The sequence below is a fragment of the Qipengyuania gelatinilytica genome, assembly GCF_019711315.1.
Taxonomy (GTDB): Bacteria; Pseudomonadota; Alphaproteobacteria; order Sphingomonadales; family Sphingomonadaceae; genus Qipengyuania; species Qipengyuania gelatinilytica.
In genome coordinates, this window is record NZ_CP081294.1 from 2,676,211 (window position 1) to 2,688,069 (window position 11,859).

Sequence of the window (11,859 nt, forward strand, 5' to 3'; positions counted from 1 at the left end):
GGTTCCGCTGGATATGGTTGCGCGCCGCATGCCCGGCCTCCTGAACGACCGGGCATGCGACGCGCTGGAGTATTCGGATTAGCCGCCGCGGCCGGGGCGGTCAGGACGTTCCGGACGCTCGGGCTTTTCGGGCTTTTCGGGCTTTTCCGGACGTTCGGGCTTGGTCGGACGCTCGGCACGAGCAATGCGCTCTGCCTTTTCATGCGTCACGACAGCACGTTCGCCTTCGATCTTGGTGATCGTGTGGACGTTGCCCGAGGGCGTTTCCACCGTCTGGGTCCAGCCCAGTTCGACCGTTTCGAAGGTCGGATTTCCGTCGGCGTCGAGGACGGGGTTGCCGTCTTCGTCGAGCACTTCGCGTTCCTCGGTAACCGCTTCACGCGTCACGATCGCGCCGTTGGTTTCGGCGGTTTCGGTCGTCGTGTCGGTATCGGTGCCGGTGTCTTCCTGCGCAAGGGCGACAGGTGCGACAACGGCCATAGTCAGTGCGGTCGGCAGTGCGACCAGAGCAAGTTTTTTCATTACAACCCTCCATCGAGCCTTGGCGCGAGCGATCACCCGCGCCGAAAGCTCGTTCGCCTACTCGTCTTAAATTCCTTCAAAGGAGCAAGGTTAGTTCGACAGGGCGATGCATGGCGGGGGTGAGCGGAGAGGCTTGGCATTCCGCCCGTGTCATTGGTTAAAACCAGGTTTCCGAGGGGTTCAGTCGAACCCCACGAACCGGGCAGCTTCATCGACGCTCCGCCGGGTGATCTTGACGGGGTTCGCGGGGAAATCCTCGTCGGGCCAGCCCATGGCGACGGCCTTCATGATGACCTGGTCGTCCGGAATATTGGCATGCTCGCGCACGACGGGCGATTGCATGATGCCTTGCGAATTGATCACGCAGCCGAGGCCGCGGCTCCATGCCGCATTGACCAGCGCGGTGGTGACCGCGCCGCAATCGAAAGGCGTATCGTCGCTGCCCGAAAGTTCCTTATCGTAGGTAACGATCACGCAGGCGGGGGCATCGAACTGGCGAAAGCCGCGCAGCACCCAGTCCTGCCGCTTTTCCTTGTCGTCGCGCTCGATTCCCATCGCCTCGAACAACTGGACGGCGCAGCCGATCTGGCGTTCGCGGTGCACGCCCGCGAAGGGCTCGCCGCGGCGGAACTCGCGGCTGTCGGGTTCGCCTGCGAGGATACGCTCGGTGTTGCCCTTGCGAATCCGGTCGAGCGGTTCGCCAGTGATGACATGGAAGTGATAGGGCTGCGTGTTCATCGAGGACGGCGAACGCATGGCGAGCGCCAGCACTTCCTCGATCAATTCGCGCGGGACGGGCTTGTCGAGATAGCCGCGGATCGAACGTCGCCCGAGGACGACTTCATCGTATTTCTGGTCCGGATTTCCGCTCATCGCGTGCACTCTCTCCCTTGTCTCGGCACAGGTCTAGCCGAGCAGGATGGAAGCGCAAAGGACGCTACGTTCAGGCCGCGTCGTAGTCTCCGGCGAGATACTTGTCGCGCAGCTGGAACTTCTGGACCTTGCCCGATCCCGTCATCGGGTATTCGTCGACCTCGACCCAGACGACCGGCGTTTTCTGCGCGGCAAGATGCTCGCGGCAGTGCGCCTTCAGGACGGCAGGGTCGAGCGAGGCGCCTTCCGGCGTGCGGATGAAAGCAGCGACGATCTCGCCCCATTTCTCGTCCGGCAGGCCGACCACCGCGACCTGTGCGACCGTGTCATGTTCGAGCAGGATGTTCTCGATCTCTACGGGGAAGAGGTTCTCGCCCCCGCGGATGATCATCTCCTTCACCCGCCCGGTGATGGTGATGAAACCCTGTTCGTCCATCATGCCGAGATCGCCGGTATGCATCCAGCCTTCGGCATCGATGGCTTCTGCTGTGGCTTCGGGATTGTCGTTGTAACCGGCCATGACGCTGTAACCGCGCGCACAGATTTCACCGACCTTGCCCAGCGGCACGACCGAGTTCGTCTGGGGATCGCGGATCGAGACGTCGAGCTGCGAGAAGGGCTGGCCGATCGTCTGCGTCTGTTTGTCCATCGGGTCGCTGTCACGCGTTCCGGTAAGCAGGGGAGAGGTCTCGGTCATGCCGTAGCCATTGGTGAACTTGCAGCCGAACCGGTCCTTGATGCGGCGGATCAGTTCGGGCGAGACCATCGAGCCTCCGGCGCCGATCACATCGACCGATGTCAGGTCGCGCGGGTTCGCATCGTCGACTTCGAGCATCATCATATACATCGTCGGCACGCCGATGACCGAGGTGATCTTTTCGGACTCCACCAGCTTGTTCGCAAGGTTCGGCTCGAACATCGGCGGCAGGACGATATGCGTGCCCGACTGACAGGCGCCCAGCACAGAGACCGCGCATCCGGTGGTGTGGAACAGCGGCGCAACCAGCAGGAGCTTGCCCTTGGGGTCGATTCCGAGCCGCTCGAAGGAATGACGCGAATTGTTGGTCAGGCCGTAGTGATGCAGCAGGACGCCCTTGGGAAAGCCGGTGCTGCCCGAAGTGTACTGGATCTGCGCGATGTCCGATGGCGTGACCTCGGGACGGGGCGAGGAAAGCGATCCGGTGGCGAAAAGCGCGTCCCGGTCCTGCATGTCGACCAGCTCGCGAAGCTGGTCATTGTCCTCGCCAATCGCCTTGGCGATCTCGGCCATCGGGTTGCCGCGGAAATTGCCGATGTGGAACAGGCCGACGGCGGAGGACTGCTCGATCACATAGGTGAGTTCGCGCTTCTGGTATCCCGGATTGGCGGTGACCAGGACCAACCCTGCGATGCCGAAGGCGTATTCGCACAGGATCCATTCGGGAATGTTCGGGGCCCAGATGACGATCCGCTCGCCTGGTTGGTACCGGGTCAGCAGCGCATCGGCGAGCTTCTCGGCATCCGCCAGCAGTTCGGCAAAGGTCCACTTGCGTCCCGATTCCCCGGTTTCGCTGAACTCTTCCAGCGCAATATCGTCCGGCCACTGCGAGGCGGCCTCGCGCAAGGCGGAGCCGACGGTGGTGTCGCGCAATTCGAGGTCGGTCTGGCGGGGAAAGAAGCTTTCGGTCAGCGAAACGTCGTACATCGGGCAGCTCTCCATCCGGCCCGGTGCAACGATCGATCGTTCTCTATCGCAGGCCGCAGCGGCCAAGTAAGCCGATCAGGCGGCTTCCCGCAACTCCAAGTCCATGCGGTCCCAGATCTCGACGAGCGCATCGACGAGCTGGTCCATCATTTCCGGAGTGTGCGCGGGGCCCGGCGTGAAGCGCAGGCGTTCGGTGCCGCGCGGCACGGTCGGGAAATTGATCGGCTGAACATAGACGCCGTATTCGGCCAGCAGGATGTCGCTGATCTGCTTCGCGCGGACCGGATCGCCGACCATCAAGGGGACGATATGCGTCACGCTTTCCATGACCGGCAGCTTGGCAGCGCGCATCTTGTCCTTGAGCGTTGCGGCGGCTGCCTGCTGGGCGTCGCGCTCTTCAGAGCTTTCCTTCAGGTGCTTCACCGCAGCGAGCACGCCTGCGACCAGCACGGGGCTGAGCGAGGTGGTGAAGATGAAACCGGGTGCATAGGAGCGGATGCAGTCGATCACGCGCTTGTCGGCCGCGATATAGCCGCCCATCACGCCGAATGCCTTGCCCAGCGTGCCCTCGATAATGTCGATGCGGTGCGCCGCTTCGTCACGTTCCGAGATGCCGCCACCGTGGTCGCCATACATGCCGACCGCGTGGACTTCGTCGATATAGGTGAGGGCGTTGTACTTCTCTGCAAGGTCGCAGATCGCGTGGATCGGGGCGACATCGCCATCCATCGAATAGACACTTTCGAAGGCGATCAGCTTGGGCGTATCTTCGTCTTCGGCAGCCAGCAGCTGCTCGAGGTGTTCGAGGTCGTTGTGACGGAACACCCGCTTCTCGCAGCCCGAATTGCGGATACCGGCGATCATGCTGGCGTGGTTCAGCTCGTCGGAAAAGATCACGCAGCCCGGCAGCAGCTTCGCCAGCGTCGAAAGCGTCGCATCGTTCGAGACATAGCCACTGGTGAAGAGCAGCGCGCCTTCCTTGCCGTGGAGCTCGGCGAGTTCCTGCTCCAGCTCGACATGGAGGTGGGTGTTGCCACCGATATTGCGTGTGCCGCCCGAACCTGCGCCGACATCGTGGAGGGCGTTTTCCATCGCCTCGATCACCTTGGGGTGCTGGCCCATGGCGAGGTAGTCGTTAGAGCACCATACGGTGATCGGCTTGGGGCCGTTATGTCCGTGGAAGCAGCGCGCATTGGGGAATGCACCCTTGTTGCGCATGATGTCGATGAACACGCGGTAGCGGCCCTCCTCGTGGAGGCGGCCAATCGCTTCATCAAAAACCTGGTCGTAGTTCACCCGGGATCACCCGTCTCAACGCCGTCCAAAAGCGGCCGAATATGGCGGAGCACATAAGCAAACCGATTGCGTTTTGCCACCGCGATCTTTGCGAACGATTCGCAAGATTCAGAAGCGCCTGAGCGAACTTATTCCGTATTGTTCGAAGGCTCCGGACAGCCGTTCGAAGTCCTGCAGCTCGCCGGTAGTGACGGCGAAGCTCTTGCTCCAGCGGGAGAATTTCTGGCCGCTCAGCAGGTGATCGATCCGGCGGGCGATGCCTTGCGCCCCGTGGACGAACTTCACGTCCTTGCCGAAGGCCTCGCGCAGCTCGGGTTCGAGAAGCGGGAAGTGGGTGCAGGCGAGCACGACCGTGTCGAGATTCTCCCCACCGGGCTGGAGCACGAGTCCCGAGGCCGCACTGGCAACTTCGTCCACCGTGACCTCCTCGCCGCGCAGCTTGCGTTCGCCCAATGCGACGAGGCCATTCGCGCCATAGCGCAGCAGCCTCTTGCCCTCGGCAAAACGATTCTCGAGGTCGTCGACATATTGCTGCCGGACGGTCGCCTCCGTGCCGAGCAATCCGATGGTGCCGGTTTCGGTGATCGCGGCGGCGGGCTTGATGGCAGGCACTGTCCCCACGATCGGCGTTTCTAGCACTTCGCGTACCATGCCGAGCGCAATCGTGCTGGCAGTGTTGCAGGCGATGCAGATGAGCCGCGGTTCGTAGCGTTCGGCCATGCGACCAAGCAGCCCCGCGACGCGCGCAGCGACCTCCGCCTCGCTTTTCGTGCCATAGGGCAGTCCGGCCATGTCGGCGGCGTAGATCACGGGAGCTTCGGGCAGCAGTTCGCGCAGTTCGGCAAGCACGGTGAGGCCGCCGACGCCGGAATCGAACAGAAGTATCGGGGATTTAGAGTTCAAATCGGATCTTCCGTTCGCGGTAAGCTTGCCCAAATCACAAACTGGGCCCTACATGCCTCGCTAGACAATTTGCCATGGCTTTCACAAGCCTTGCGCGCAACGACCGGGGATCGGGACTATGGATTTCGGAACGGATTTCACCATCAACGTGCTGTGGGCGGCGCTGCTCGGCTATGCCTTCGGCTCGATCCCGTTCGGCCTGATCCTGGCGAAAATGGCGGGCAAGGGCGACATTCGCCTTCAGGGCAGCGGCAATATCGGTGCCACCAACGTGCTGCGCACCGGCAGCAAGGGACTCGCTGCGGCGACGCTGCTGCTCGACCTTGCGAAGGGGCTGGTGCCGGTGCTGATCGCGTGGAACCTGTTCTGGCAGGAAGTGGGCTGGACTGCGCTGTTCGCGGTGATCGGCCACTGCTTCCCCGTCTGGCTCGGCTTCAAGGGTGGCAAGGGCGTGGCGACCAATGCGGGCGTGGCTTTCGGCCTCGCTTGGCCGCTGGGCGTGGTCTACGCGGTGGTCTGGATCGGCATGCTTGCCATCACGCGGATCAGTTCGCTGGCTGGCATGACCGCCGTGATCGCGGCTGCGGTAGCCGCCGCAGTGTTCGGCTGGCCCACCTTCGTGAAGGTGCTGGCAGTCGTCGCTGTGCTCGTCCTCTGGCTGCACCGTGAGAACATCAAGCGCCTTGCAGCGGGCACCGAACCGAAGGTCGGCTCCAAGGGGTGAACGACGCCACGCATCCACGGGTCGCGCCGCTGTCACAAGACGAGGCCTTCGCCCGTATCCGCCTGCTGCGCTCGCCCAATATCGGGCCGGTCAGCTACGCCATACTGCTGGCGCGCTACGGCACGGCGGCAAAGGCGCTCGAGGCGCTTCCAGAGCTCGGGAAGGGCGGCAAGCGGCAGTATCGCGCCGCGCCTCTCGACACAATCGAGCGCGAGGTCGAGGGCGTCCGCAAGGCGGGCGCGAAATACCTCTTCCACGACCAGCCCGATTATCCGCGCCTGTTGGGCGAGATCGACGGCGCGCCGCCGATCGTGACCTATCGCGGCGACCTTTCGCTCGCTTCGAAACCCTGTGTTGCTATCGTCGGGGCCCGCAACGCGAGTGCGGCGGCGGTCAAGCTGGCGCGCGATTTCGGCAAGGGGCTGGCGGAGGCCGGTTTCACCGTCGTTTCGGGCCTTGCCCGCGGTATCGACGGCGCTGCGCATGAAGGCGCGATGCCCAGAACCATCGGCGTGATCGCAAGCGGCATCGATATCGCCTATCCGCCGCAGCACACCGAACTTCAGGAGCGGATCGCGGCCGAGGGCCTGCTGATCGCCGAACAGCCGCCCGGCACCGAGCCGCGCGGCAGCCACTTCCCGAGCCGCAACCGCATCATCGCAGGATTGGCGAGCGGGACGCTGGTGGTCGAGGCGGCGGTCAAGTCCGGCAGCCTCATCACCGCACGACTGGCAGGCGAGGCAGGGCGCGAGGTCATGGCGATTCCCGGCTCCCCGCTGGAAGCGCGGAGCCACGGCTGCAACCACCTTATCCGTGAAGGCGCGGTGCTGGTGCAATCGCCCGAGGACGTGGTGGAACTGCTCACCGGGTTTGACGGCCAGCCGCGCTCGACTTTCCGCGAGCCGGTCGCACAATTCGATTTCTCGCATGAGGAGATGGCCGAGGCGGAACCTGCCGACATCGCCTCACTGCTGACTACCGCTCCGGTGTCGATCGACGAACTTATCCGCCAGTCAGGCGAAAGTGCTGCGGCGGTGCAACTGGCGCTTCTGGAGCTGGAGATTGCCGGACGGCTGGAGCGGCATGCTGCGGGTCGGGTGAGTTTGGCGTGATGATTGGCCCAGCCTACTTAAAGATCGCGAGCGAAACATTTCGCCTGCTCCGCGTGGGCCTCCTACCAATCGTTCTGTATCTTGCCGTTTTTACCGGCGGCTATGTGTATTTCGAGACCTCAGCGCTGTCATCATACGCCCTTTATTGGGTGTTCGCGCTTTTTGATTGGGGTGCGATGTTTCTCCTGTTTCTGGAACTACTGCGGAGGAGTGGGCTGCTCGCTAGCGGACTGCGAGCGGGGATCGGGACTTATTTCGTTCTCGGAATGGTGACAGGAATACCCATCATTCTCGGTGTTTTTGCACTCGCTCTGCCAGGCATCTTCTTGCTGACTAGATGGCTACCTGTCTTCCCGAGAGTATTTATCGCCGGCGGTTCGAAACGTGATGCGCTGGTCTGGAGCTGGCAAAGCACGGAGCGACTGATCAAGCCGTTGCTGGTTGCCATGATCGGACCCGTATTCACTATGGCGCTATCAGTCGCTGCCATATTTCATCACGACTATGTCTATCTGGTCGATCAGGATTGGGATTATTCCCCCAGATACGAGTTTGTGATTTCCATTGTTTCCAATCTGGCGATGCTGTCATCGATCGTCTGGTATACGCTGCTGAGTATCTCGACCTACCGCTTCGTAAGCCAAATTGAGACCGAGCAGCAATTGCCCGCTTGACGGCCCGCAAACCGAACCGAAAATCGCGCGTACATACACGTACACACGTAAGGGACCGCTTTTACCCCCATGCAACTGGTTATTGTTGAATCGCCCGCGAAGGCGAAAACCATCGAGAAATATCTCGGCAAGGACTTCAAGGTTCTCGCCAGCTACGGCCATGTCCGCGACCTGCCGCCCAAGGATGGCAGCGTGCGCCCGGACGAGGATTTCGCGATGGACTGGGAGCTCTATCGCGACAAGCAGAAGCGCTTCAAGGAAATCAGCGATGCGGCCAAGAAGGCCGACCGGCTGGTCCTCGCGACCGACCCTGATCGCGAAGGAGAGGCGATCAGCTGGCATGTCCGCGAACTGCTGAGCAAGCGCAAGGCACTGCCTGAGAAGGTCGACCGCGTAACCTTCAACGCAATCACCAAGGCCGCCGTGACCGAGGCGATGAAGTCGCCGCGAGAGCTCGATCAGCCGCTGATCGACGCCTATCTCGCCCGCCGCGCGCTGGACTATCTTTACGGCTTCACGCTGTCGCCGGTGCTGTGGCGCCGCCTGCCGGGGGCGAAGAGCGCGGGCCGCGTGCAGTCGGTCGCACTGCGCCTGATCGTCGACCGCGAGATCGAGATCGAGCACTTCAAGGCGGACGAATACTGGTCGGTCCTCGCCAAGCTCGAGCAGGACGGCACCGAGTTCGATGCACGGCTGGTCAAGTATGACGGCAAGAAGCTGCAGAAGCTGACGCTGGGCGACGAAGGCAGCGCCAAGGCCGCCAAACAGGCGGTCGAGGATTCGCGCTTCACGGTCGAGGAAATCGAGACCAAGCCGCTCAAGCGCAGTCCCGCGCCGCCGTTCACCACCTCGACTTTGCAGCAGGAGGCTGCGCGCAAGCTGGGCTTCTCCGCCAGCCACACGATGCGTCTGGCCCAGTCGCTCTACGAGGCGGGCGCGATCACCTATATGCGTACCGACGGCGTGCAGATGGACGGCAGCGCGATCGATGCCTGCCGCAAGGCCATCGCGAACCGCTATGACGCCTATTACCTGCCCGACAAGCCGCGGTTCTATGCGACCAAGGCGAAGAATGCGCAGGAAGCCCACGAAGCTATCCGTCCGACCGATTTCACCCGCGACCGCGTAAGTTCGGGCGACGAGGGCAAGCTTTACGACCTCATCTTCAAGCGCGCGATGGCGAGCCAGATGGCGTCCGCCAATCTCGAGCGCACCACGATCACGCTGCGCGACGGCACCGGCAAGCACGAGCTGCGCGCGACCGGCCAGGTCGTGAAGTTCCCCGGCTATTTCGCGGTCTATCAGGAAGGCCGCGACGAGCCTTCGGAGGATGACGAGGACGGCCTTCTGCCCATCGTCAACAAGGGTGACAGCCCGCTGAAGAAGGCGGTCGAGGCGAACCAGCACTTCACCCAGCCTCCGCCGCGTTTCAGCGAGGCGAGCCTTGTGAAGAAGCTCGAAGAACTCGGCATCGGGCGGCCTTCGACCTATGCCTCGACGCTCCAGACGTTGCGCGACCGAGCCTATGTGCGGATGGAGAAAAACCGTTTCTTTGCAGAGGAATCGGGGCGTCTCCTCACGGCATTTCTCGAACGCTTTTTCGAGCGTTATGTGTCGTTCGATTTCACCGCCGGGATGGAGGATGAACTCGACACCGTGTCCGACGGGCGCGAGGAGTGGAAGAAGCTGCTCGCCGAGTTCTGGAAGGACTTCAAACCCAAGACCGAAGAGATCATGGAGAAGAAGCCCTCGGAAGTGACCGAGGTGCTGGACGACTTCCTGTCCGACTATCTCTTCCCCGAACGCGCCGACGGCAAAGACCCGCGTCATTGCCCGCTGTGCGAGACCGAGGGCCGCGAAGGTGGCCGCCTGGCGCTTCGTGGTGGCCGCTTCGGTGCCTTCGTGGCCTGCGCCAATTATCCCGAATGCAAGTTTACCCGCCAGTTCGCCAAGCCCGGCAGCGATGGGGATGACGGCGCGGATGACGGCGTAATGGGCAAGGACCCGGAAACGGGCCTCCCGGTCGAGCGCAAGACGGGCCGTTTCGGTCCTTATATCCAGCTGGGCGAAGGCAAAGATGCCAAGCGCGCGAGCATTCCCAAGGACCTCGACGATTTCGATCTCGAATGGGCGCTGAAACTGCTCGACCTGCCGCGCATCGTGGGCACGCACCCTGAAACGGGCAAGGAGATCGAGGCGAACATCGGCCGCTACGGCCCCTATCTGCGTCACGATGGCAAATATGCCAAGCTGACCAGCACCCGCGATGTGTTCGAAACCGGCATGAATGCTGCCGTCTCGCTCCTCGCCGAGGCTGCCAATCGCAAGGGCGGCGGGCGCGGCAAGGCTGAACCAATCAAGACGCTGGGCGAGCACCCGACCAGCGGCGGCGAGATGAAGGTCATGCCGGGCCGCTACGGACCCTATGTCACCGACGGCACAACCAACGCCACGATCCCCAAGGACATGAAGCCCGAGGATGTGACCGAAGCGCAGGCGATCGAACTGATCGATGCCCGTGCGGCGAAGGGCCCGGCGAAGAAGAAAGCCAAGAAGAAGGCCCCGGCCAAGAGGAAGGCTCCAGCGAAAAAGAAGCCAGCGGCCAAGAAGAAGGCCGACTGATGAGCAAGGAGCGCTTCGAAAGGCACAAGCAACCCTGGACGGGCGAGGAGGCGGGCCAGCTCCGCACCCTCGCCGCCAAGGGGCAGGGGCTCAAGCAGATCGCCAAGGCGCTGGGACGCAGCGAGGAATCGACCAAGGATTTCGCCAAGAAGAACAATATTAAAGTGGCGAAAAAGCGCTGATAATCGGGACTTAGAGCCGGAAATACCCGACGGCCAGGCTTACTGCCAAAGCGGCCATGCTCGCCCCGAGCGCCAGGCCCGCCGGACGTGCCTCGCGCTTGCCGTAAACCAGCGCAACGCCGAGCTTCACCGACATGTTCGCAAGGATGGTGCCCGCTATGGCGAGGGCGGCGAGGTCGGGTGCGATGGTGCCCGGTTCCAGCCCTCCAGCGGTGATGATCGCTGCGTCCACGTCCATGCTGCCCATCAGCAACAGGAGGATTGCGATGCCCTGTTCGCCGAACTCGCTCTGCGCCCAGCGTGCCGCTACCGCTGCCACTGCGACGAAGGTCACGAAGGTGAGGGCCGGCAACAGGGCGATCGGGTTTCCGGGCGGCGCGGGCCCGGTGGTCGAGGGCGCCTGCCGGTAGAGCCTCCACGCGGCCGCGAAGCCAACCAGCAGGGCGGGTGCGACGATGATGACGAAATGGGGCAGGAGGCTGGTCGCGAGCACGCCGACAAGCACGATGACCCGGAGATACATGACAGCGCTGGCGAGGGCGATGCCCGCGTTCTCGGCCCCGCCGCCGGTTCCGGAACCGATCTTCTGCGCGAAGGAATGGGTGACGGCGGTCGAACTGTAGAGCCCGCCGATGACTGCGGTCGCGATAGTGCCCCTGCGTGCGCCGAAAAGGCGATTGGCGACATAACCTGCAAAGGTAAAACCGGTGACGACGATCACCACCAGCCAGAGGTTGCGCGGCTCCCATGCATCGTAAGGCCCGAACCGGCCTTCGGGCAGGAACGGGAAGACGGCGAGCGCAATGACGGCATAGCGCGCGAAGGCCTTGATATCGGCCTCGTCCATCGCGCCGACGAAGCGGTGCATTTCCGTCCTCAAGGCAAGCACCAGGGTGACGACGGCGCCTCCGGCCACGGCCAATGCGCCTTGCCCGAGCCCGGCGAGGAAACCGAGGCCGAGCGTGACCATGGCGGCCACCGCGGATGTCGCATCCGGCCTGCCGCTGTCGCCAACCGACCGCGAATAACCGATGGCGATGACGGCAGCCGCGCCCGCGACCACTACGCCCGCGACGATTTCATATCCAAGGTCGGCTAGCAGGCCGGCAATGCCTGCCGAAACGGCGAGCAAAGTGAAGGTCCGGATCCCGGCGACCCGCTGTCCGTCTTGGGCGCCTCTAAGTTTCCAGCCCCGCTCCATCCCGATCATCAGGCCCACGGCCAGCGCCGCGCCGAGATGGGGAAGGATGCCGAGCCAGTCCATCCG

11 protein-coding genes are annotated in these 11,859 nt (G+C 63.1%); 5 read left to right on the forward strand and 6 right to left on the reverse strand.

Annotated features, from left to right (window positions below; translation table 11 throughout):
- Positions 1-78 precede the first annotated feature (78 nt).
- The 5 genes from K3136_RS13270 to murI all read right to left on the reverse strand — a co-directional run bounded on the left by K3136_RS13270 (position 79) and on the right by murI (position 5,278).
- The gene (locus K3136_RS13270; protein ID WP_221430766.1) at positions 79-522 is read right to left on the reverse strand and encodes a hypothetical protein; all 444 of its coding nucleotides are present in this window, start codon (positions 520-522) and stop codon (positions 79-81) included.
- A 180-nt stretch (positions 523-702) separates the two neighbouring features.
- Positions 703-1,395: a nitroreductase gene (locus K3136_RS13275; protein WP_221430767.1), complete on the reverse strand. Its 693-nt coding sequence runs from the start codon at positions 1,393-1,395 to the stop codon at positions 703-705.
- 70 nt (positions 1,396-1,465) lie between these two features.
- Complete coding sequence (locus tag K3136_RS13280; protein WP_221430768.1) at positions 1,466-3,079, reverse strand: AMP-binding protein; 1,614 nt, start codon at positions 3,077-3,079, stop codon at positions 1,466-1,468.
- 75 nt (positions 3,080-3,154) lie between these two features.
- Positions 3,155-4,375, reverse strand: coding sequence for a 5-aminolevulinate synthase (gene hemA / locus K3136_RS13285; protein WP_221430769.1), 1,221 nt, complete (start codon positions 4,373-4,375; stop codon positions 3,155-3,157).
- A gap of 108 nt (positions 4,376-4,483) precedes the next feature.
- Positions 4,484-5,278 carry a glutamate racemase gene (murI, locus tag K3136_RS13290; protein WP_221430770.1) on the reverse strand — a complete coding sequence of 265 codons (795 nt, stop codon included), beginning with the start codon at positions 5,276-5,278 and terminating at the stop codon, positions 4,484-4,486.
- 118 nt (positions 5,279-5,396) lie between these two features.
- Between murI and plsY the strand changes: the two genes are divergently transcribed.
- The 5 genes from plsY to K3136_RS13315 all read left to right on the forward strand — a co-directional run bounded on the left by plsY (position 5,397) and on the right by K3136_RS13315 (position 10,592).
- Complete coding sequence (gene plsY / locus K3136_RS13295) at positions 5,397-6,002, forward strand: glycerol-3-phosphate 1-O-acyltransferase PlsY (RefSeq protein WP_221430771.1); 606 nt, start codon at positions 5,397-5,399, stop codon at positions 6,000-6,002.
- Positions 5,999-7,114 carry a DNA-processing protein DprA gene (gene dprA / locus K3136_RS13300; RefSeq protein WP_221430772.1) on the forward strand — a complete coding sequence of 372 codons (1,116 nt, stop codon included), beginning with the start codon at positions 5,999-6,001 and terminating at the stop codon, positions 7,112-7,114. Before plsY ends, dprA begins: the two co-directional genes overlap by 4 nt.
- Positions 7,114-7,788 (forward strand): hypothetical protein, encoded by a 675-nt coding sequence (locus tag K3136_RS13305; RefSeq protein WP_221430773.1) that lies wholly within the window; start codon positions 7,114-7,116, stop codon positions 7,786-7,788. The genes dprA and K3136_RS13305 overlap by 1 nt, the downstream gene beginning before the upstream one ends.
- A 69-nt stretch (positions 7,789-7,857) precedes the next feature.
- Positions 7,858-10,410 carry a type I DNA topoisomerase gene (topA, locus tag K3136_RS13310; RefSeq protein ID WP_221430774.1) on the forward strand — a complete coding sequence of 851 codons (2,553 nt, stop codon included), beginning with the start codon at positions 7,858-7,860 and terminating at the stop codon, positions 10,408-10,410.
- The gene (locus K3136_RS13315; protein WP_221430775.1) at positions 10,410-10,592 is read left to right on the forward strand and encodes a hypothetical protein; all 183 of its coding nucleotides are present in this window, start codon (positions 10,410-10,412) and stop codon (positions 10,590-10,592) included. Before topA ends, K3136_RS13315 begins: the two co-directional genes overlap by 1 nt.
- Before the next feature lie 10 nt (positions 10,593-10,602).
- Here the strand turns inward: K3136_RS13315 and K3136_RS13320 are convergent, their stop codons facing one another.
- The gene (locus K3136_RS13320; RefSeq protein WP_221430776.1) at positions 10,603-11,856 is read right to left on the reverse strand and encodes an MgtC/SapB family protein; all 1,254 of its coding nucleotides are present in this window, start codon (positions 11,854-11,856) and stop codon (positions 10,603-10,605) included.
- Between the last annotated feature and the right edge of the window lie 3 nt (positions 11,857-11,859).